At 42.0% G+C, this 19,813-nt stretch carries 22 protein-coding genes, 3 tRNA genes and 1 riboswitch; of the genes, 8 read left to right on the plus strand and 17 right to left on the minus strand.

Features of this window, described 5'->3' with window-relative positions:
- Positions 1–61: 61 nt before the first annotated feature.
- Entirely contained in the window at positions 62–682 is a 621-nt protein-coding gene (locus tag PSR9079_RS21830) for a MarC family protein (RefSeq protein ID WP_149983245.1), read from the minus strand.
- 93 nt (positions 683–775) lie between these two features.
- On the opposite strand from PSR9079_RS21830, the gene PSR9079_RS21835 reads away from it, so the two are divergent.
- The 3 genes from PSR9079_RS21835 to PSR9079_RS21845 all read left to right on the plus strand — a co-directional run bounded on the left by PSR9079_RS21835 (position 776) and on the right by PSR9079_RS21845 (position 2,180).
- Positions 776–1,210, plus strand: a complete 435-nt coding sequence (locus tag PSR9079_RS21835; protein ID WP_145234655.1) for a transcriptional repressor — start codon at positions 776–778, stop codon at positions 1,208–1,210.
- A gap of 80 nt (positions 1,211–1,290) precedes the next feature.
- A complete protein-coding gene (locus PSR9079_RS21840; RefSeq protein ID WP_145234652.1) occupies positions 1,291–1,758 on the plus strand; it encodes a chemotaxis protein CheX in 468 nt (155 codons plus the stop codon).
- Positions 1,755–2,180 (plus strand): secondary thiamine-phosphate synthase enzyme YjbQ, encoded by a 426-nt coding sequence (locus tag PSR9079_RS21845; protein ID WP_145234649.1) that lies wholly within the window; start codon positions 1,755–1,757, stop codon positions 2,178–2,180. The genes PSR9079_RS21840 and PSR9079_RS21845 overlap by 4 nt, the downstream gene beginning before the upstream one ends.
- Positions 2,181–2,364: 184 nt before the next feature.
- On the opposite strand, the gene PSR9079_RS21850 is transcribed toward PSR9079_RS21845, so the two are convergent.
- The 4 genes from PSR9079_RS21850 to orn form a co-directional block, all read right to left on the minus strand.
- A tRNA-Gly gene (locus tag PSR9079_RS21850) sits at positions 2,365–2,440 on the minus strand.
- Between the two features lie 153 nt (positions 2,441–2,593).
- Positions 2,594–2,669, minus strand: a tRNA-Gly gene (locus PSR9079_RS21855).
- Between the two features lie 171 nt (positions 2,670–2,840).
- Positions 2,841–2,916 (minus strand) — tRNA-Gly (locus PSR9079_RS21860).
- A gap of 325 nt (positions 2,917–3,241) precedes the next feature.
- On the minus strand, positions 3,242–3,787 hold the full coding sequence (gene orn / locus PSR9079_RS21865; RefSeq protein WP_145234646.1) for an oligoribonuclease: 546 nt from the start codon (positions 3,785–3,787) through the stop codon (positions 3,242–3,244).
- Between the two features lie 121 nt (positions 3,788–3,908).
- Here orn and rsgA point away from each other — a divergent pair, with 121 nt between their 5' ends.
- Positions 3,909–4,967: a small ribosomal subunit biogenesis GTPase RsgA gene (gene rsgA, locus PSR9079_RS21870; RefSeq protein WP_149983246.1), complete on the plus strand. Its 1,059-nt coding sequence runs from the start codon at positions 3,909–3,911 to the stop codon at positions 4,965–4,967.
- An 18-nt stretch (positions 4,968–4,985) separates the two neighbouring features.
- Entirely contained in the window at positions 4,986–5,852 is an 867-nt protein-coding gene (gene asd / locus PSR9079_RS21875) for an archaetidylserine decarboxylase (protein ID WP_179959238.1), read from the plus strand.
- A gap of 100 nt (positions 5,853–5,952) precedes the next feature.
- Here asd and PSR9079_RS21880 read toward each other — a convergent pair whose 3' ends face one another.
- The 8 genes from PSR9079_RS21880 to PSR9079_RS21915 all read right to left on the minus strand — a co-directional run bounded on the left by PSR9079_RS21880 (position 5,953) and on the right by PSR9079_RS21915 (position 13,601).
- A complete protein-coding gene (locus tag PSR9079_RS21880) occupies positions 5,953–6,726 on the minus strand; it encodes a HesA/MoeB/ThiF family protein (RefSeq protein WP_149983247.1) in 774 nt (257 codons plus the stop codon).
- The gene (gene thiE, locus PSR9079_RS21885; protein WP_149983248.1) at positions 6,719–8,254 is read right to left on the minus strand and encodes a thiamine phosphate synthase; all 1,536 of its coding nucleotides are present in this window, start codon (positions 8,252–8,254) and stop codon (positions 6,719–6,721) included. The genes PSR9079_RS21880 and thiE overlap by 8 nt, the downstream gene beginning before the upstream one ends.
- A 33-nt stretch (positions 8,255–8,287) precedes the next feature.
- Positions 8,288–9,085: a thiazole synthase gene (locus tag PSR9079_RS21890; RefSeq protein ID WP_149983249.1), complete on the minus strand. Its 798-nt coding sequence runs from the start codon at positions 9,083–9,085 to the stop codon at positions 8,288–8,290.
- 1 nt (position 9,086) lies between these two features.
- The gene (gene thiS / locus PSR9079_RS21895; RefSeq protein ID WP_149983268.1) at positions 9,087–9,284 is read right to left on the minus strand and encodes a sulfur carrier protein ThiS; all 198 of its coding nucleotides are present in this window, start codon (positions 9,282–9,284) and stop codon (positions 9,087–9,089) included.
- 20 nt (positions 9,285–9,304) lie between these two features.
- Positions 9,305–10,306, minus strand: a complete 1,002-nt coding sequence (locus PSR9079_RS21900) for an FAD-dependent oxidoreductase (protein WP_149983250.1) — start codon at positions 10,304–10,306, stop codon at positions 9,305–9,307.
- A gap of 85 nt (positions 10,307–10,391) precedes the next feature.
- Entirely contained in the window at positions 10,392–12,344 is a 1,953-nt protein-coding gene (thiC, locus tag PSR9079_RS21905; RefSeq protein WP_149983251.1) for a phosphomethylpyrimidine synthase ThiC, read from the minus strand.
- A 168-nt stretch (positions 12,345–12,512) separates the two neighbouring features.
- A riboswitch (TPP riboswitch) is annotated at positions 12,513–12,624 on the minus strand.
- 55 nt (positions 12,625–12,679) lie between these two features.
- Positions 12,680–13,081: an META domain-containing protein gene (locus PSR9079_RS21910; protein ID WP_281290953.1), complete on the minus strand. Its 402-nt coding sequence runs from the start codon at positions 13,079–13,081 to the stop codon at positions 12,680–12,682.
- Positions 13,082–13,205: 124 nt separating this feature from the next.
- Positions 13,206–13,601: an acyl-CoA thioesterase gene (locus tag PSR9079_RS21915; RefSeq protein ID WP_149983252.1), complete on the minus strand. Its 396-nt coding sequence runs from the start codon at positions 13,599–13,601 to the stop codon at positions 13,206–13,208.
- A 120-nt stretch (positions 13,602–13,721) separates the two neighbouring features.
- On the opposite strand from PSR9079_RS21915, the gene PSR9079_RS21920 reads away from it, so the two are divergent.
- A complete protein-coding gene (locus PSR9079_RS21920) occupies positions 13,722–15,815 on the plus strand; it encodes a TonB-dependent receptor (RefSeq protein ID WP_149983270.1) in 2,094 nt (697 codons plus the stop codon).
- 78 nt (positions 15,816–15,893) lie between these two features.
- On the opposite strand, the gene epmA is transcribed toward PSR9079_RS21920, so the two are convergent.
- Positions 15,894–16,868 carry an elongation factor P--(R)-beta-lysine ligase gene (gene epmA, locus PSR9079_RS21925; RefSeq protein ID WP_149983253.1) on the minus strand — a complete coding sequence of 325 codons (975 nt, stop codon included), beginning with the start codon at positions 16,866–16,868 and terminating at the stop codon, positions 15,894–15,896.
- Between the two features lie 55 nt (positions 16,869–16,923).
- A complete protein-coding gene (gene efp, locus PSR9079_RS21930) occupies positions 16,924–17,490 on the minus strand; it encodes an elongation factor P (RefSeq protein ID WP_145234620.1) in 567 nt (188 codons plus the stop codon).
- A 40-nt stretch (positions 17,491–17,530) separates the two neighbouring features.
- Here efp and epmB point away from each other — a divergent pair, with 40 nt between their 5' ends.
- Complete coding sequence (gene epmB, locus PSR9079_RS21935) at positions 17,531–18,544, plus strand: EF-P beta-lysylation protein EpmB (RefSeq protein WP_149983254.1); 1,014 nt, start codon at positions 17,531–17,533, stop codon at positions 18,542–18,544.
- A 9-nt stretch (positions 18,545–18,553) separates the two neighbouring features.
- On the opposite strand, the gene PSR9079_RS21940 is transcribed toward epmB, so the two are convergent.
- Positions 18,554–18,763 (minus strand): hypothetical protein, encoded by a 210-nt coding sequence (locus PSR9079_RS21940; protein ID WP_145234615.1) that lies wholly within the window; start codon positions 18,761–18,763, stop codon positions 18,554–18,556.
- A 71-nt stretch (positions 18,764–18,834) separates the two neighbouring features.
- Here PSR9079_RS21940 and PSR9079_RS21945 point away from each other — a divergent pair, with 71 nt between their 5' ends.
- On the plus strand, positions 18,835–19,125 hold the full coding sequence (locus tag PSR9079_RS21945) for a prephenate dehydrogenase (protein ID WP_145234613.1): 291 nt from the start codon (positions 18,835–18,837) through the stop codon (positions 19,123–19,125).
- A gap of 45 nt (positions 19,126–19,170) precedes the next feature.
- On the opposite strand, the gene PSR9079_RS21950 is transcribed toward PSR9079_RS21945, so the two are convergent.
- The gene (locus PSR9079_RS21950) at positions 19,171–19,668 is read right to left on the minus strand and encodes a DUF3016 domain-containing protein (protein ID WP_149983255.1); all 498 of its coding nucleotides are present in this window, start codon (positions 19,666–19,668) and stop codon (positions 19,171–19,173) included.
- Between the last annotated feature and the right edge of the window lie 145 nt (positions 19,669–19,813).

Consider the following 19,813-nt stretch of genomic DNA (forward strand, 5'->3'; position numbering starts at 1 on the left):
ATTCTAAGCAATAATTCAAAATTTTATATGACAATAGTTATTTAGCAGCGCTACACAGCCTTTATATGAATACTTGTAAGCCAAAATAATGGGCTATCCCGTCGAGTATATTTGTCACGGCAACTGATGAAAGGATCAAACCCATGATCCGGCTAACGATACTCGCACCGCTATCACCAATTAATTTGTGAACATGGGTTGCCAACAGTAACAGCACAAGTACCACAGTAAGAACAGCTAACATCATTGATGAAGTAATTAACTGCTCAACCCACGTGTATTCAGTATTACGAGTCATCAAAACAGCGCCAAGCATCGCGCCTGGACTGGCAATTGATGGAATAGCTAAAGGGAAAATGGCCGTTTCAGTGCTATCACGTACACTTTTAATTTCCATTTCAGGTTTGCTTTCACCAAAAATCATCGACAAAGCAAACAGCAATAACACGATACCACCTGCGATTTGAAACGCTGACAAGGGGATATTTATAGCATTTAAAAGCAGCTCCCCAGCGACAACAAAAAACAATAATACCCCAGCAGACACCAGAACAGCTTTCAACGCGACTTTACGTTTGAATTTGTCACTATCACCGCGTGTTAAGGCTATAAAAACAGGCACAGTACCGATTGGATCGATCACCGCAAAAAAGAAAATAAATACCGCTAATAATTCATTCATTGTTAGCCTTCCTAGAATAAAACTGTCTAATAAAAACGCTGCAACTACAATACAGTATGTTAGTATAACACGGTAGCGTAAGGATAAGAGAAGATGAAAATAGAATCACTCGTTAGTAAAGCCAAACAAGTGTGTGACAATCGCGGTGCGCGATTCACTCCAATTCGTGAAAAAGTATTTCGCCTATTAGCAAGTGCGCAAGGCGGAGTGGGCGCTTATGATTTATTAGAGCAACTAAAACTCACTGAATCAGGAGCAAAACCAGCCACAATTTACCGTGCCTTAGACTTTTTAGCTGAATTAGGTTTTATTCACAAAATTGAAAGTACTAACGCATTTATGTTGTGTCATCATTTTGATCATATCCACCCTGTACAACTGTTGATATGCGACAGTTGTGGTTTTGTCAAAGAGCTGCACTCTAGCGTGATTTCGCATGAACTTAATAGTCTTGCTGCTGAGAGTGGTTTCGTCGTATCGGGGCAAACTATTGAAGCCCATGGTAGATGTGGGAATTGTAAAGAATAATTAAGTGCAGAGCTAAAATAACTCACTACACTTTAACGTATAACCGCAGTTAAACTGCTAAATTCGAGGGATAAACAACAATGAATGTAGAGTTCATCAATCCTTTTTTATCATCTTTATTAAATGTGCTCAGCACAATGGCGCAAACCGAACTAAAACCGGGTAAGCCGAAAATAAAAAAAGATGAAGTTGCCTGTGGCGACGTTTCGGGATTAATTGGCATGGTAGGACCACAAACTAAAGGTTCATTTTCGATCACTTTTGATGAGAGCCTTGCCTTGACTATTATGGAAAGAATGCTAGGTGAACGCCCTGATTCGATCAATGAAGAAGTAACCGATATGGTTGGTGAAATTACCAATATGGTCACTGGTGGGGCAAAAAATCTACTTGGTGAAAAAGGCTATGACTTTAATATGGCTACACCAATCGTTGTGTCTGGTAAAGGCCATACCATAACTCATAAAAGTGAAGGGGCAAAAATATTAATCCCATTTACCTCTGATGCCGGTAATGCCAATATTGAAGTTAGTTTCGATAAAATATGAGCTGGTTGCAAAAACAACTACTTTTAAAGCCTCGCTCTCGAGGCTTTCATATTATTGATAGCGAAATACTCAGCCAACTCCCTGAGATTTCCGATTACCAAATTGGCTTATTACACCTTTTTATACAGCATACTTCAGCCAGCTTAACGATTAATGAAAATGCCGATCCGACAGTACGTATGGATATGGAAAGTCACTTCAATAAATTTGTTCCCGAGCGCCAACCTTATTATCGTCATGATTACGAAGGTGATGATGATATGCCTGCGCATATAAAAACGAGTACCTTAGGCTGCGAACTAACGATTCCAATTAGCCAAGGACGTTTACAGCTTGGTACATGGCAAGGGATCTACTTAGGCGAACATCGTGATCATGGCGGCGCAAGACGTATTATTGCAACGCTGCAAGGGCAAGTTTAAATAAAACTATTTAATTTAAATTGAAGTACCAAATAAATTGGATATGTGCTTTAAGCAATAACTGCTTGTCAATCAAATTTGGGTGGGTATTCATTTTTAAGAGATTGGAGCGGTACACGAGGCTCGAACTGCTTATGATTTAGTGCGACCTTGGCATATTTTATTTTAGATTGCTTAAAGAGATTGGAGCGGTACACGAGGCTCGAACTCGTGACCTCGACCTTGGCAAGGTCGCGCTCTACCAACTGAGCTAGTACCGCATTATAACTTTTAGGTTCTAGGTTCTAGGTTCTAGGTTCTAGGTTCTAGGTTCTAGGTTCTAGGTTCTAGGTTCTAGGTTCTAGGTTCTAGCAAAAGCTTGTGCCTTTCATCTTTTACTTTGAAACTATTAACCAATTTCTTTGGTTAGAAATTGGAGCGGCACACGAGGCTCGAACTCGTGACCTCGACCTTGGCAAGGTCGCGCTCTACCAACTGAGCTAGTGCCGCATTCTAGGTTCTAGGTTCTAGGTTCTAGGTTCTAGGTTCTAGGTTCTAGGTTCTAGGTTCTAGGTTCTAGGTTCTAGGTTCTAGGTTCTAGGTTCTATCAAAATTAAACCTTGTTCCTTTTGCCTTTCATCTTGAATCTTTATTTCTACTCCAATTTCTTTGGTGAGAAATTGGAGCGGCACACGAGGCTCGAACTCGTGACCTCGACCTTGGCAAGGTCGCGCTCTACCAACTGAGCTAGTGCCGCATTTCAAAATTGTCAGTAATTTGTCCGTTGGTGCGCGACAAGTCGCGGTAAACGTTCTGGCAACTGAGCTAGTGCCGCATTTCAAAATTGTCAGTAATTTGTCCGTTGGTGCGCGACAAGTCGCGGTAAACGTTCTGGCAACTGAGCTAGTGCCGCATTCAAAATAGTCAGTAATTTGTCTGTTGGTCCGCGACAGGTCGCGGTGAACGTTCCGGCAACTGAACTAGTGCCGCATTCAAATTGCTCAAGCACACTAACCCCGCGGGGGTTATCGTCTTAAGCGGGGCAGGATTCTACAATAATCCGATGTGTTTGCAAGTGTTTTTTACAAATTAAAGAATTTTTCTTGGTAGACTTTTAATTCCATGATGGAATCTTTGATATCATCAAGAGCAAGGTGTGAACCTTTTTTGTGCACTTGTGCTAAAACTTCTGGTTTCCAGCGTCGTGCTAGTTCTTTGATAGTGCTTACGTCTAAATTACGATAGTGGAAGTAATCTTCCAGTTCACGCATATATTTATTCATAAAGCGTCTATCTTGGCCTATTGAATTACCACACATAGGCGAAGCGCCTGCAGGAACCCACTGCTTTAAAAATGCCAAAGTTTGTTCAACAGCATCTTGCTCTGTGAATGTGCTCGCTTTACAGCGTGCAGTTAACCCTGACTGACCATGTTGCTTAGTACACCATTCATCCATACCATCAAGCAATTCATCACTTTGATGAATTGCAATAGTTGGCCCTTCAGCCAAGATGTTTAACGCACTGTCGGTGACAACCGTGGCGATTTCGAGTATTTTGTCTGTACTTGGTTCAAGACCTGTCATTTCGAGGTCGAGCCAAATCAGATTTGATTTATGAAAAGACATAATTACCTTGCGGTGCTTTCCTTTAGATCTAACGCATTTAGATATATCATATTAGTATCATCAGTCGACCTAAAGCTTTTTTTTCAAAAAGCACGACATTTAACTAAGTTATGGGCCAAAAGTGGCAAAACAGAAGAAATTAAGTAAAGGTCAATCCCGTAGGATTAAGGCCAATCACCAAAAACGCTTGTCTAATGCAGATTCTGCGCCAACCACTAACAAGGTTGAGCAATGGCAAACTGACAATTTAGGTGCGCCTGAAAATGCCGTGGTGATCAGTCGGTTTGGTCAACATGCCGATATTGAAACTGATAACGGAGATGTTTTGCGCTGCAATATTCGCCGTACCGTTAAAGGTATTGTTTGCGGAGACGAAGTGCAATTTCGCCGCGCAAAAGTCAGCGAAGGTGATTTAGCTGGCGTTATAGAAGCGATGCATGAACGGCGCTCGCAACTTACTCGCCCTGATTTTTACGACGGTGTAAAAGTCATAGCCGCCAACATTGACCAGATTTTGATGGTCTCTGCGGTACTACCAGAGTTTACCCCCAGTATTATCGACCGCTATTTAATTGCCTGCGAAGATATGGGCATTGAGCCTATTTTAGTGCTCAATAAAATAGATTTAATTGATAAGCCTGGGCTTGCTAACATCAACAAAATTTTGGATATTTATAGGTCACTTGATTATCAAGTATTACTAGTCAGTAATAAAACCGGTTACGGTATTGATGCACTCAAAGAAACCTTAATTGATAAAAATAGTATTTTTGTTGGTCAAAGTGGTGTGGGGAAATCAACTTTAGTTAACACTGTTTTACCTGATGCCGAAATACTGACCAAAGAGGTCTCTGAAAATAGTGGCCTTGGCCAACACACAACAACCGTGTCACGACTTCATCACTTACCTTCAGGCGGTAACTTAATTGATTCCCCTGGTATTCGTGAATTTGGCTTGTGGCACTTAGATGTAGAGCGTGTTACTTGGTGCTTTAAAGAGTTTCGCAAGTTTATTGGCGGTTGCCGCTTTAGAGACTGTAAACATTTAAATGATCCAGGCTGTATAATTCGCCAAGCAATCGATGATGGTGATATTTCACAGCTACGTTTTGATAGCTACCATAGAATTTTAGAAACAATGGCCGATGGCCGAGCGGGTGCTCGTGCTCCACGCGTATAATTTTTTAGGAAAAAACTTGTGAGTTTAGACAAATTCAAAATCGCAATGCAGTACGCAATGCCAAAACATTTTGTATCCCGTATGGTAGGCAAGTTAGCTGCAGCTAAAGCAGGCGCACTAACAACTACTTTAATTAAATTGTTTATTAAACAATATAAAATTGATATGAATGAAGCGCAATATAGCGACCCAGCTCACTATAAAACGTTTAATGAGTTTTTTACTCGTCCTTTAAAAGAAGGCGTTCGGCCATTAACCACTGAAGATGACATCATTACTCACCCTGTAGATGGTGCCATCAGTCAACTAGGCCCAATTGTTGAAGGCCAGCTTATTCAAGCCAAAGGACATGACTATAGCTTACAAGCTTTACTTGGCGGCTCAGAGCAAGATACAGCGCCTTTTTTAGGCGGCGACTTTGCAACGATTTACTTAGCGCCAAAAGACTATCATCGTATTCATATGCCGATTGATGGCACCTTGAGTAAAATGATTTACGTCCCCGGTGATTTATTTTCAGTAAACCCACTTACCGCGCAAAATGTACCTAACCTATTCGCTCGTAACGAACGCGTAGTAGCCATTTTTGAGACTGAAATTGGCCCGCTTGCCATGGTATTAGTGGGTGCAACAATTGTTGCCAGTATCGAAACTATTTGGGCCGGTACAGTTACACCACCAGCAGGTAAAGATGTATTTAGCTGGAACTACAAAACCTCAGGTGAAAATGCAATTACCTTGAAAAAGGGTGAAGAGATGGGTCGCTTTAAATTAGGCTCCACGGTTATTTTAGCCTGGGGTGCTAATAAAGCAGATATCTTTGATGATCAAAAACCAGGCACAGTGACTCGCATGGGCACACCGTTTGCTAAAATTGATGATTGATGATTGATGATTGATGATTAATACCTAATTAATAATTAAGTTATAACTCATTTTAATTAAAAACGCGGACTGACTAATGCAGTCATGCCGCGTTTTTTATTTAAGCTCTTTCCCCAGCACACTCAGTACATTCGGGCGCTTTAGTTAATTTAAACTGCTGCTGCGCTAAACTTAGCCCATCAAAACGAATAAACTGACTGCCTTGATGATGGCCCAGCAAGATATTAACTGCCAACAGTGCTTGCATCGAGCCAATAACACCTAACAACGGACTAAGCACGCCCGCGTTACTGCAATTAAGCGCTTGCTGTTGCGGTTGTGCTCCAAATATACACCCGTAACAAGGGCTCTGTGGCTGGCGAAAATCGAAACACATCAACTGCCCTTCACTCGCTATTGCCGCCCCCGACACCAGTGGAATACCCAGTGCCAAGCATTGCTGGTTTACTACATAGCGAGTGCTGAAGTTATCGCTGCAATCAAGTACTAAGGTTGCGCCAGTAAAAACTTGTTCAGCATTTTCAGTGGTTAGTTTTGCACTTACTGTGTTGATCTTGATTTGATTATTTAAGCTGCTTAATACTTTGCCCGCAGCGCTGACCTTATCTTGCCCTAAATGATTTACTTTATAGAGCACTTGGCGCTGTAAATTTGAAAGCTCAACCTTATCATCATCTAGCACGCTTAATTCGCCAATGCCAGCCGCAGCTAAATACAGTAATGCGGGGCTGCCTAACCCCCCCGCTCCAATTACCACAACGTGAGCGGCTTTGAGCTTTAACTGCCCTTCAAAGCCGACTTCTTTAAGCATTAAATGACGACTGTAACGTAACTGCTCTTTGTCAGATAAAGATCCTTTTATTGCCTCACTCATTGCTATTAATAGCCATTTGTAAATCGGCAATCGCCTGTTGATAGTCACTGGCCTCACTAATAGCCCTAACAACAGCTACACTGCCAACACCGGTTACAGCAACCTCGCCCGCTCGTGCTAAATCAATGCCACCAATAGCTACCGTTGGGTAATCACTCATTAACGGCACAAAATGCTTTAACTTTTCAAGCCCTTGAATTTGCCCTGTCATATCTTTGGTCGTGGTTGGGTAAATAGCGCCAAACGCCATATAACTCGGGCGGTAATTATGAGCACGCAGCATTTCATAAAAACCATGGGTCGAAATCCCCAAACGCATGCCCGACTCTTTAATGGCCACCAGATTAGCCTCAAGTAAATCTTCTTGACCTAAATGCACACCATAAGCGCCATGTTTGATTGCCAGCTGCCAATGATCGTTGATATACACATTGCCATCGTACTTTTTACCAAGTGTGACCGCCGCAGCAATAGCGTGTTCAAGCTCTTCTTCGCTGGCGTTTTTCATTCTAAGTTGTACAGTTTTAACGCCTTGCGCTAAGCACTTTTCTAACCAATCGAGACTATCAACCACCGCATATAAACCAAGCTGTTTGTTTTCACACTCAGTAAAACCTGCCGCCATAGTAAATTCGTTTGGTTGTTCAAAATCCAGCTCATCACCCAGCCAACTGCCCGCTTCAATGACTTGTGGGTAATCATCAAGATTATCGGGAAAGCTCGTTTGTGCCACAGGGCCAATTCCTTCACCATAACGAACCGCAGCTTTTAAGCCTTGATTGATATAGGCTTTGGCTAAAATAAAGGCATCTTTAAGCGGGTAACCTTTCGCTAAACACGCTGCAATCACTGACGCCATACTACAACCGGTACCATGGCTGTGCGGCGTTTGAATTTTTTCGTTACCAAGCCAATATTCATTACTGCCATAAGAGCTGGCATCACTGCAGTAATCAATGCAATATCCGCTTGGATAATCCCAATGGCCACCTTTGATCAGCACCGCTTTTGCGCCCCAGCTTTGCAGCTTTTGCGCAGCCTCGATCACAGCACTGGGACCAATTAAATATATCCCAGTGAGCAACTGCGTTTCATGGGTATTCGGAGTGATCACATCCACCAGCGGCAATAAGCATTCTTTAATTGCGCTAACGGTATCTTCTTCTGTCAGTAAGTCACCACTGCTAGCAATGGCCACCGGATCATATACAACCAAAGGCGCAACCGGCCAAGTGGCTTTATAATGTTTTAGATGCTCACTGATCAATTGAATTTGCTGCACATTGGCCAGCATACCAATTTTAATAACACGGGCTTTCATGTCGCTTTCAAGGGCGAGTAATTGCGACTCAATAACATCGGTTGAAATCGGGTTAAGTGCTTCAACGCCTAGGCTGTTTTGCGCAGTCAATGCGGTGATCGCTGTACAACCATGGACGCCAAAACTTTGCATCGCTTTAATATCCGCCTGAATACCTGCACCACCGCCAGAGTCAGAGCCAGCAATTGTCCAAACAACATGATTCATAGTTACGTATTTCCTAATTTTTTACTTCATTTATTACTGTTGATGCCAAAATGGCATACCCATAGTGGGCGTAGATGGCGCAGCGACGTCTTTTTCTGGCATCGCCTTTGCTCGGTAAGCAAAACGACCCGCATCAACGGCTGCTTTAAATGCATGACTCATGGTAACAGGGCAGCCCGCCCCTGCAATAGCCGAATTCAATAACACCGCATCATAACCTAATTCAAGCGCTTGGCAGGCGTGTGATGGTAAGCCAAGGCCAGCATCAACAATCAATGTGGTATCGGGTAGGCGCTCCCGAATAGTTTTTAAATTATATTTATTTAACAAGCCCTTACCTGTGCCAATAGGCGCTCCCCACGGCATCAGTACTTCACACCCTGCATCAGCTAAACGCTGACATAACACTAAGTCGTCAGTACAATAAGGTAATACTTTAAAACCTTCGGCTAATAAAATCTGTGTCGCTTCCAGTAATGCAAATGGATCTGGTTGCAGGTTATAGTCATCACCAATCAACTCAAGTTTTATCCAATCGGTAGCAAACACTTCGCGGCACATTTGTGCCAGTGTAATTGCTTCATTGACACTGTGGCAGCCTGCAGTATTGGGTAGAATTTTTAAGCCCGTATCTTTGATCAATTGCCAAAAGTCATCTCCTGCGGCGGCACTTTGTTGACGTCGTAATGACACAGTAACAATCTGAGCGCCAGAGGCAACAATCGAATCGGCCATAACCGCAGGTGATGGATAAAGTGCTGAGCCAATTAATAACCGACTAGTGATCTGCTCACCATAAATACTGAAACTATCTGATATTACGCTACTCATATTAGCCACCTTGGATCGGTGACAGTAATTCAATGCTATCGCCTTCGTTAAGTAAGGTAGTATCACATTGACTACGCGGTATAAATTGACCATTAAGCGCCACTGCAAAAGGCTCTTTTGCTGCAAACTGCGTCAAACCTTGGGCTACATTGGTGCTATCTGCTAACTCAAAATGTTGACCATTAATTGTTATTTTCATACTTACTTTCATAATAAGCCTTATTTTATCCGTGTAATGGCATCGGCCACTAAACTCGGTGCGAGTAAATAACCATGACGATATAAGCCATTAATGCTGATCACATTTTGCTGCTGGGAAACCTGCGGGCGGTTATCACTAAATGCAGGACGCAGGCCGGTTTGAATATTCAACACTCGCGCCTCAGCAAAACTACTGTGTACTGTGTACGCTGCTGATAACAGCTCAAGAGTCGAACGCACAGTGGCAGCCCCCTTATCTTGTGATTCAATTTCTGTCGCGCCAATTACGTATTGATGATTTGGCTTCGGAGCAATATAAATAGGATAACGCGGGTGCATTAACCGCACTGGCCGCGTTAAATTAACCTCAGGGGCGTACAAACGCACTACTTCGCCACGTACTCCGCGTAGCTTACACGCTACGCTTTTAGCGCCAAGGCCACGGCAATCAATAATATAATCAAACGATTGCTGTAGATTTAACGATGCTACATCAACCTGTTGTGCAAACTTAAAGCTCACATTACGCTGCTTTAGAGTGTTAAAACTGGCTTGATAAAAAGCCTGATTATCAATTTGCCCTTCGCAAGGTAAATACACACCTTGGTTAAAACGCCCTGTAAGCTCTGGCTCTAATTCAGCAATATGTGCCCCTGTTAACTGATGTCCTTGATGTTCAGCTAAAGGCTTTAAACGCTGTATAAAACTTTGTAAGTCACCTTTATCTTGCTGGTGTGCAACCACAAGTGTACCTTGCTGTTGGAAAAACACCGCTTCATCAAGTTGCGCTAAAATTCTCGGCCAACGCTTTATTGAATCCAGCCCCATCAAGGCCAAGTCTTGCTCGCAGAATACAGATTCAGCCAGTGGCGCAAGCATCGCCGCTGCCACTCTTCCTGCACTATCAAGCGCTTGTTCGTCACCCGCTTCATAAACAGTTACCCGATGCTGTAAACTCAACTCAAGCGCCGTTAAACGGCCCGTTAAACCAAACCCCACCACCGCAATATTGTAAGACATGAGAATCCTTAATTCAGTTTTCTAGCTACAAGAGTAAAGTTAGCGAGCTTTTCACTCGCCAACTCTCTAACTCGCTAACTAGTTTTTAAACCGCTTTATGATAAATCTCTGAGCCGCTTTGTTTAAATTCGGCTGATTTAGCTTGCATCTCGGCTTCAACATCGACCATTTTGATCTCAATAGCATCACCTACGTTGTTAGGATCTATGCCTCTGGCTTCTAGATCTTTAGCGTATTCTCGTACTTCTTGGGTGATTTTCATTGAGCAGAATTTTGGCCCACACATAGAGCAAAAATGCGCTACTTTGCCAGATTCTTGTGGCAGTGTTTCGTCATGGTATTCACGAGCACGAACAGGGTCTAAACCAATATTAAATTGGTCATGCCAGCGGAACTCAAAACGCGCTTTTGATAACGCATTATCACGCTCTTGCGCTCCGGGATGACCTTTGGCTAAATCGGCGGCATGAGCGGCAATTTTATAGGTGATCAGCCCTTCTTTAACGTCTTCTTTATTTGGTAAACCTAAATGCTCTTTTGGTGTGACATAACACAGCATTGCACAGCCATACCATGCAATTTGCGCCGCCCCAATACCAGAGGTGATATGGTCATAGCCTGGGGCGATGTCAGTTGTCAGCGGGCCAAGGGTGTAAAAAGGTGCTTCGTCGCAATGCTTAAGCTGCTCTTCCATATTAGCTTTGATCATATGCATTGGCACATGCCCTGGGCCTTCAATAAACACTTGTACATCGTGTTTCCACGCGATTTTGGTCAGCTCACCTAACGTACGCAGTTCACTAAATTGCGCGTCATCGTTGGCATCTGCAATTGAACCAGGACGCAGGCCATCTCCTAATGAGAAACACACATCGTACTGTTTCAAAATCTCACAAATATCTTCAAAATGAGTATAAAGGAAGTTTTCTTTATGATGCGCTAAACACCATTTCGCCATAATTGAACCGCCACGCGACACAATCCCAGTGACACGTTTTGCCGTCATTGGAACGTAGCGTAATAACACCCCAGCGTGAATAGTAAAGTAATCTACGCCCTGCTCGGCTTGTTCAATTAGAGTATCGCGGAAAATTTCCCACGTTAGATCTTCAGCCACCCCATTTACTTTTTCAAGCGCTTGATAAATAGGCACAGTACCAATTGGCACTGGTGAGTTACGTACTACCCATTCACGAGTTTCATGAATATAACGACCCGTTGATAAATCCATAACTGTGTCAGCGCCCCAGCGGGTTGACCAGACCATTTTTTCAACTTCTTCTTCAATAGATGAGCTAACTGATGAGTTGCCAATATTAGCGTTCACTTTCACTAAAAAATTGCGCCCTACAATCATCGGCTCAGTTTCTGGATGATTAATGTTGTTAGGTAAAATCGCACGACCACGGGCAATTTCATCACGCACAAATTCAGGAGTGATAAACTCAGGGATACTCGCACCAAACGACTCGCCTTGGTGCTGCTGTGCTAATAACTCTTTTTGAAGTTGCGCACGGCCCATGTTTTCACGAATTGCGACATATTCCATTTCCGGTGTGATAATACCTTGGCGAGCATAATGCATTTGCGTGACATTTTTACCGGCTTTAGCGCGGCGAATTTTTGGGAGATGCTCAAAACGAATATGATCAAGGCCTTCATCGGCCATGCGTTGCTGAGAAAACTGCGAGCTGACTGAGCCTAAAATTTCAGTATCGCCACGGCTTTCAATCCACTGTTCGCGGTACTTATCCAGCCCTTTACGAACATCTAGAGTAAAATCAGGATCTGTGTATGGGCCTGACGTATCATAAACACGCAGTGGTGTATTTGATTCGTACACTGGGTTTTCATCGGTGCCACCGATAAAGGTATCACTCAAAGTAATTTCACGCATACCAACACGCACATTATCTTGCGTACCTTGTACATAAACTTTGTGTGAGCTTGGAAATGGTTGCCCAGTAAGGTTATAAATATAATCTGATGCAGCCGCACGAGTTTCGCGGCGAGACGGTTTATTTGATGTGTTTGACATGACTTACCTCATTGCTAAAAGGGTTGTCTTGTCAGATACTGCTGTGCGATAAAAAGCAACGCAATAGAGAGTAGCAAATGCTACATGGATCGTAGATTGGTGTTACAAAAAAGCACTACCAACCTTGGCAGCCACAGTGCTTATGCCCAAAACTGGCGCACAAGCACCCGTTTTAGGCAGCTTGTTCCCTACGCAGGTGTTAGCCTGATCAGGTTCACGGATCCCGCTTTCGCGATCTCAGCCTTTAAGTTAAAAACTCAAGGCACTCCGACAAGTAAAATTCTATATATTGTTCGTTAACGAGTGTACGTTAGATATTGCGAGCCTGCAAGAGATCAACTTGCGGGAATAAACGCAAATGTTTGCTCGCCATTTAAAACCAATTGTTGATCTTGAATTTGCAGTGGCACACCTTGCTTTAACGCATTTAAAAACTGCTGTTCAAACTCGTCCAATTTATCTCCGCATGATTTACGGGTCATACCTAATTTATTCACCGTTAAATGATTATCATCAAGTTGACCTTCACCAAAAAATTTATTACAACCAGCAAAACCATTGACTTGCAGAGCTTCAATAAAACTTAATGATGCTGAATATGATGCAGGGATCGCTAAACCATCAACCCGTGATAGTTGCCACTTAGTGTATTTTAATTGCTCACTGGTGACTGTCCCTGTCGATGAGCAGCCAATACATAAACCGATTATAAGCATCGGGATTGCTGCTAATTTCATGTAATTACTAACCTAAAACTCAATTGCAACATGATAACAATAAATAACAGTTTATACCGTTAATAATGCATGTTTTTAATGTAAAAAAATGTTCTAAGATAGTAAAAAAGGTGGCACCGGAAAATTACTCAGACTTAAATAGTAGATCAACTTGCTCGGGCAAAAATGGCCGACCTCGCTCATTCACCGCGGTGCCAATCACCAGTGCCTTTAACATCACTTTTTCATCATGCTTTCGTACCACGGTTTGTCGAAAGCCAAACTTTAAGCGACTAATACGCTCAGGCTCTACAGCAACATAAAACTCATCTCCGGGCATTAGTGATTGCTTATAATCCATCTCGCTACGCATTACGACTAAATTAATTTTATCGCGAGTAAGCTGAGAAAAATCAACCCCATTCGCATGCAAAAACTCATGGCGCGCATGCTCTAGGTAATTAAAATACACACTATTATTTACAATGCCTTGTAAATCGCATTCATAGTCGCGTACTTTAAAGTCAACTTTAAAGGTCATATTTGTATTCCTTATTATGTATACTGTGCGCGTTTATAGCACATAAATATAACTGGTATCACGACTTTAATGAGAATAGTTGCTATCATGCAAGTCCTTAAAATGGAGTTAAGTAATAGAATGAAACTACGCCTGTCTTTAATTACTGCCGCGCTTTTACCTTTGATAAGCGCCCCAGCTTTTGCTGAAGATACTGATCTTGAAAAAATACTCGTCACCGGAGACTTTCAAAAAGAAAGCATTCAAACCCTTAGTGCCAGTGCCAGTTTATTTAGCGAACGCGAAATTAATGACCGAGGCGCTAGTTTTCTAGACGAAATGCTTGCCAGTGCTGCCAACGTAAATTTTAGCGCTGGTGCTTCTCGTGGCCGTTACATCCAAATTCGTGGGGTTGGTTTACGCTCACAATTTGTTGACCCTATTAACCCTTCTGTTGGCTTAGTGATTGATGGCATTAATTATTCCGGCTTAGGTGGTAGTTCATTACTGTTTGATGTAAACCAAGTTGAGATTTATCGCGGTCCGCAAGGTACTCGCTTTGGTGCTGATGGTATGGCTGGTATGATCCAAATGGAATCAGCCGATCCAACTTTTGATCCAAGCGTCAAAGTGCAGCTAGGCGCAGGTAACTACAACAGTTTTGAAGCCGGTGTTGCCGCAGGTATTGGTATTACAGACAGCACCGCAGTGCGCGCTAGTATTTATCAACGTGAGTCTGATGGTTATGTTGATAACCTATATTTAAATGAGTCAACACAACAGCAAGATGAACTGGTTAGTCGTTTTAAACTACACAGCCAGCTTACAGATCATCTTCGCACTGAATTAAGCGTTCATTATATTGATATCAATAACGGCTATGATGCATTTACGCTTGATAATAGCCGTAATAGTGTAGCCGATAACCCAGGCCAAGATAACCAAGAAAGTATCGCGGTAGGTCTTGCCAACATCTACACTGGCTTTGATTGGTTTGATGTCAGTTTAAACTTATCAGGTATTGATAGTGATTTAGTTTATAGCTTTGATGAAGACTGGGTATGTAACGATATTAATAAGCCGCAGTTATGCGGTGCAGGACTACACCCCGATGGTTATAGCTCAACCGATAGCTACTTTCGAGATCGTCAAGACCAAGCTGCTGAACTGCAATTTAATGGCAAAGGTGGTAACTGGGTTACGGGACTTTATTATCAAGCCCGTAATGTTGATTTAGAACGCCAATACACTTGGCTTGCAGCTCCATTCGCTTCAACTTATGAAACTAGTAATACCGCAATTTACGGCCAACTAGCAACGCCGATTGGTAATAAAACCACCTTAATAACAGGCTTACGCGTTGAGCAATACCAAGGTGATTACACCGATAATAATGGTTTTATTGAAAGTACTGATGATGTGATGGTCGGTGGTAAACTTGCCCTTGAGTATCAAGTCATTGACCGTACCATGATTTATACCAGCCTAACTCGTGGTTATAAAGCAGGAGGGATTAACTCAGAAGCACTCGCCAAAGCAAAAGATGACGGTTTAAATCTTGATGCTGATTTCTTTAAAAACCACACTAGTTTCGCACCAGAGTACCTATGGAGTGGTGAATTTGGCGTTAAAGGTAGCTCTTTAGATGAGAAATTTATTCTGCGCTTAGCGGCCTTTTATATGTATCGCGAAGATATGCAGTTAAAAGCCTGGAAAGTGGAAGACCAAAAGTTTACTGGTTATATTGATAACGCCAGCTCTGGAGAGAATTACGGCCTTGAAATTGAAGGCAGTTACCAATTAACTGATGACTTATTTTTTACCGGTAGCGCTGGTTATTTACATACTAAAATCAATGACTTTGTCGCTCAATCTGGTCTAGATCAAGATGGTCGCGAGCAATCACAAGCGCCTAAATACCAGTATGCATTCACGGCTCGCTATAACTTTACTGATGAGTTATTTGCTACAATCGGCATTGAAGGTAAAGATAATTATTACTTCTCAGATAGCCACAACTCGCAGGCACCGAACATTAATTTAGTTAATTTAACTGCTGGTTACGAGGCTGAGCAATGGTCAATTCGCGCTTGGGCACGTAACGTGTTTGATGAAGAAGTACCTACACGTGGTTTTGAATTTGGTAACGACCCACGCGAAGGGTATGCAACTCACACATACACTCAGCTTGGCGAACCAATGGTTGCCGGCGTCACATTTATCTACGAGTTATAAAAACGAGTTTCAAGGGATAAGTTAAAAGGTAAAAGCTAGATTACTTTTACCTTTTCTTAACCTTGAATCTTGAGCCTTTTAAGCCCTGCCTACATCAAACGCGATAACTTCTTTTATCGTGTCTTTTTGCGTTGCTAACATCACTAACCTATCAACCCCTAATGCTACTCCTGCGCATTGTGGTAAACCATGCTCAAGAGCGGCAATTAAACGGGTGTCCATAGGCACCTGTGTTAAGTTATTCGCTTTACGGTATGTATTATCTTCAGTAAAACGTTTAGCTTGCTCCTGTGCATTGGTGAGCTCATTAAAACCATTCGCCAGCTCCATGTTCTGATAATAAAGCTCAAACCGCCCAGCAACTCTAATATCATGCTCACAAATACTCGCCAGTGCGGCTTGCGATGCAGGAAAATGATAAATAAAACAAGGTTTTTGTTGGCCAATTGTTGGCTCAACTTTCATACAAAATAATAATTGTAGTAACGTATCACGGTGAGTTTCATGCTTAGCGATATCAGCAAACCCCTGTTCACAGGCAAGTGTTTGTAACTGTTCAATAGTGGCACTGAGCGGATCAAGTCCTAATGCTTTGGTAAAAGCATCTTGATAGGTTAAACGCTCTGCAGGTGGAACATTTAAGATAAGCTGCATTAATTCATCAATTTCATCCATCAGCGCAAACTCATCAAACCCAGGGCGATACCATTCCAACATAGTAAACTCAGGATTATGATGGCTGCCCGCCTCTTCGTTACGAAATGCCTTACAAATTTGGTAAATAGCACCACTGCCGGCTGCCAATAATCGCTTCATGGCAAATTCTGGTGATGTTTGTAAGTAAAGCGGTAAGCCTTTCGCGAAACCGGGGCCAATAAACTGCGTTTTAAAACTCGCTAAATGAACATCAGTAACACTCGCGGCACTTAAACTAGGCGTATCAACTTCCATAACGTGGCGTTGGTAAAAGAATTCCCGAATAGTGCGTAAAATTGCGGCTCGTTGTGCCAAAGTATTTACTTGTGCGCTTGGTTGCCAAAGATCTGCTGACATATTTTCTCCAAAAAAAATCCCAGCTTAAGCTGGGATTTATTAAGCTATATTAAAGTTACTTAACACGGCTTACATATTCACCGTTACGGGTGTCGACTTTAATTACTTCACCGATTTGTACGAATAATGGTACACGCACAACAGCACCAGTACTTAGCGTTGCTGGCTTACCACCAGTACCTGCTGTGTCGCCTTTAAGACCAGGATCTGTTTCAGTGATCTCAAGCTCTACAAAGTTAGGTGGTGCAACAGCTATTGGATTGCCGTTCCACAAAGTAATAGTACATACATCATTTTCAACTAACCATTTACCAGCATCGCCAAGCGCTTTTTCATCAGCTGCGATTTGTTCAAATGTTTCGTTATTCATGAAATGCCAAAACTCACCATCAGTGTAAAGATACGCAAGATCGGTATCCATTACATCAGCACCCTCTACTGACTCACCTGATTTAAAAGTTTTTTCAAGTACTTTGCCAGAGATAAGTTTACGAATACGAACACGGTTAAACGCTTGGCCTTTACCAGGTTTTACCATTTCATTTTCTAAAATACTGCAAGGCTCGCCGTCCATCATAATTTTTAGGCCGCCCTTGAACTCGTTGGTGCTATAATTCGCCATCGTTTCCTCTATCTAATAATTTCGAGTAATCTACCTACCAATGATACAAAGAAATGAAGCAAATTTGCATATAAACTGGCAAAAAGAATTAGCTAATGTTGTTACTTGCCCAAGCACCTTGCTAGAAATGCTAGGTTTATCAAGCATGGCCGACGAAAAAGACCTCAAAGCACGAGCTCTTTTTCCGGTACGTGTGCCTGTGCCTTTTATCAAAAAAATGCGTTATGGCGATATTAATGACCCATTATTGCTGCAAGTCATGCCGCGCCACCAAGAGTTTATCGCTAAAACAGGTTTTGATAAAGATCCATTAAAAGAGCAAAACAACGCTCAACCAGGATTATTACACAAATATAAATCCCGAGTTTTAGTGATGTTTAAAACTGGTTGCGCCGTTAATTGCCGGTATTGCTTTCGTCGCCATTTTCCATACCAAGAAAATCAGCTAAATAAACGCAGCTTAATTGCAGCGCTCGATTACATAAAATCGGATGCTAATATTAACGAGGTGATTTTAAGTGGTGGTGATCCGTTAATGGCCAAAGACGACGCAATTAGTTGGTTTATGGATGAGCTTGAACAATTACCACAAATTAAACGAATGCGAATTCATAGCCGCCTACCGGTGGTGATCCCATCTCGCGTTACTGACCAACTGTGCGAACGTTTTGCAAAGTCTCCACTTAAAATTGTGTTTATTAATCACATTAACCATGGCAACGAGATTGATGATGATTTTAAAGTGGCAATGCAAAAACTCAAAAAGGTAGGTGTCACGTTACTCAATCAAGCGGTGCTATTAAAGGATGTAAATGATACTAGTGAAGCGCAAGTCGCATTAAGCGAAGCGTTATTTGATGCCGACGTACTGCCTTATTATTTATATTTACTTGATAAAGTTGAAGGAGCGAGTCATTTTGATATCGACGAATCACAGGCACGCAAAATCATGGCCGAAATGCTTATCGCATTGCCAGGATTTTTAGTACCAAAGCTGATGCGCGAAATCGGCGGTCAAAAAAGTAAAACGCCGATTGACCTCAAGCTTTTATAAATACAAGGCTTAAACGTATACGTTAACGTTATTGCCAAGCGAAGCTGTAACTGATTTTGCTGGCGTTTGTGCAGCGCTCGAACTAGCGGCACCTTCAATAAGTGCCAGTGCTGCTGCACCATCCGCTTTTTGCTGTTTTTTTGCCAATGCTGCGCTGTATACTTCGCCACTTTGACCCGCGCCACTCATGGCCGGTAGATTTCCACCTGATATATTCATAGCTCATACCTGACTTTTTAGTTTATTACCCGTATTATATCGGCATTGCGGTCTAAAGCTTTAGGAAAAAAATGGATTCAATTATTGAACAACTCAATGCCAACTTAAAAATTGTTTATCGTCAGTCACTTGACGCAGATAAAAAATTAGATGAGTTGCAACAACAAGGCTTAGGTAAATTTACAGCGTTATTTCCTGCCGATGCTGGTTTTACCTTTGAAGCAAAGCGCTTCAAACCTTATGTGTTAGATGTAGCTGCAGATGTAGAAAGCTTAAGTTCAGAAGGTTTTAGTGAAGAAAAGCTAAAAACCACTGTTATTAAATTACAACAGTTACTGCAATTACTCGCAACGTTCAAGTAACTAAAAAAGCGCTAACATTAAACTGTAGCGCTTTTTACTCTTAATTTAGCTTGGGGTGACAACTGGCAGTAATTCTTTATCAAACCAATCAGTGATCAAACGTTTTTCATAGTAAAACTGTTCATCACGGCCCATTTTAATTTTATCCATAAAGCCCATATCTTTTAATTCGACTTTATCGCTTTGACTAATCACGTTACCGTCTTTATCAGTAACCGAATATTGAAACTCAATGCGTGGAAAATAAATTGGTTTTACAATACGTAAATCATTCATACCGCCAAAGCGAACATCACCGGCTAAATCCAGCTCAGTCACTTCAACATTAAACTTATATCCTTCGGGCAACTTTTCTGCCAGTTTATTAAAGTGCTTTTCGAAACTGCTCGCTACATGTTTATGGTATGAGCCTTTAGGTTCATTTGAAGGACGTACATCACGGTAGTCATTGAAGTCTTGCCATTTAACGACAGCTTCTCCTGCTTGAGCAAATACCGGCAGCATAACTAACATAGCCATCGCTACTTTTTTAAATGTATTCATTGTCTATCTCCAAAATGCCCGTGGGCTAATGTAGTTGAAATAATAGCATTAACAACTTAACTATAGCTTAATACTATTCACCATCATTGTTATCATTTAGGTAAAACATGTAACCAGACACCAGTTAACTATGATTAATTGATAC

Origin of the sequence: Pseudoalteromonas rhizosphaerae (assembly GCF_902498845.1) — a bacterium.
In the GTDB taxonomy this organism is placed as follows: Bacteria; Pseudomonadota; Gammaproteobacteria; order Enterobacterales; family Alteromonadaceae; genus Pseudoalteromonas; species Pseudoalteromonas rhizosphaerae.

What these genes read in the sequence shown, in the direction of transcription:
- PSR9079_RS21830 (WP_149983245.1), bottom strand. Translation starts at nt 682, where the DNA reads ATGAATGAATTATTAGCGGTATTTATTTTCTTTTTTGCGGTGATCGAT.
- PSR9079_RS21835 (WP_145234655.1), top strand. Translation starts at nt 776, where the DNA reads ATGAAAATAGAATCACTCGTTAGTAAAGCCAAACAAGTGTGTGACAAT.
- PSR9079_RS21840 (WP_145234652.1), top strand. Translation starts at nt 1,291, where the DNA reads ATGAATGTAGAGTTCATCAATCCTTTTTTATCATCTTTATTAAATGTG.
- PSR9079_RS21845 (WP_145234649.1), top strand. Translation starts at nt 1,755, where the DNA reads ATGAGCTGGTTGCAAAAACAACTACTTTTAAAGCCTCGCTCTCGAGGC.
- orn (WP_145234646.1), bottom strand. Translation starts at nt 3,787, where the DNA reads ATGTCTTTTCATAAATCAAATCTGATTTGGCTCGACCTCGAAATGACA.
- PSR9079_RS21880 (WP_149983247.1), bottom strand. Translation starts at nt 6,726, where the DNA reads ATGAGTGAGGCAATAAAAGGATCTTTATCTGACAAAGAGCAGTTACGT.
- thiE (WP_149983248.1), bottom strand. Translation starts at nt 8,254, where the DNA reads ATGAATCATGTTGTTTGGACAATTGCTGGCTCTGACTCTGGCGGTGGT.
- PSR9079_RS21890 (WP_149983249.1), bottom strand. Translation starts at nt 9,085, where the DNA reads ATGAGTAGCGTAATATCAGATAGTTTCAGTATTTATGGTGAGCAGATC.
- thiS (WP_149983268.1), bottom strand. Translation starts at nt 9,284, where the DNA reads ATGAAAATAACAATTAATGGTCAACATTTTGAGTTAGCAGATAGCACC.
- PSR9079_RS21900 (WP_149983250.1), bottom strand. Translation starts at nt 10,306, where the DNA reads ATGTCTTACAATATTGCGGTGGTGGGGTTTGGTTTAACGGGCCGTTTA.
- thiC (WP_149983251.1), bottom strand. Translation starts at nt 12,344, where the DNA reads ATGTCAAACACATCAAATAAACCGTCTCGCCGCGAAACTCGTGCGGCT.
- PSR9079_RS21910 (WP_281290953.1), bottom strand. Translation starts at nt 13,081, where the DNA reads ATGAAATTAGCAGCAATCCCGATGCTTATAATCGGTTTATGTATTGGC.
- PSR9079_RS21915 (WP_149983252.1), bottom strand. Translation starts at nt 13,601, where the DNA reads ATGACCTTTAAAGTTGACTTTAAAGTACGCGACTATGAATGCGATTTA.
- PSR9079_RS21920 (WP_149983270.1), top strand. Translation starts at nt 13,722, where the DNA reads ATGAAACTACGCCTGTCTTTAATTACTGCCGCGCTTTTACCTTTGATA.
- epmA (WP_149983253.1), bottom strand. Translation starts at nt 16,868, where the DNA reads ATGTCAGCAGATCTTTGGCAACCAAGCGCACAAGTAAATACTTTGGCA.
- efp (WP_145234620.1), bottom strand. Translation starts at nt 17,490, where the DNA reads ATGGCGAATTATAGCACCAACGAGTTCAAGGGCGGCCTAAAAATTATG.
- epmB (WP_149983254.1), top strand. Translation starts at nt 17,531, where the DNA reads ATGATACAAAGAAATGAAGCAAATTTGCATATAAACTGGCAAAAAGAA.
- PSR9079_RS21940 (WP_145234615.1), bottom strand. Translation starts at nt 18,763, where the DNA reads ATGAATATATCAGGTGGAAATCTACCGGCCATGAGTGGCGCGGGTCAA.
- PSR9079_RS21945 (WP_145234613.1), top strand. Translation starts at nt 18,835, where the DNA reads ATGGATTCAATTATTGAACAACTCAATGCCAACTTAAAAATTGTTTAT.
- PSR9079_RS21950 (WP_149983255.1), bottom strand. Translation starts at nt 19,668, where the DNA reads ATGAATACATTTAAAAAAGTAGCGATGGCTATGTTAGTTATGCTGCCG.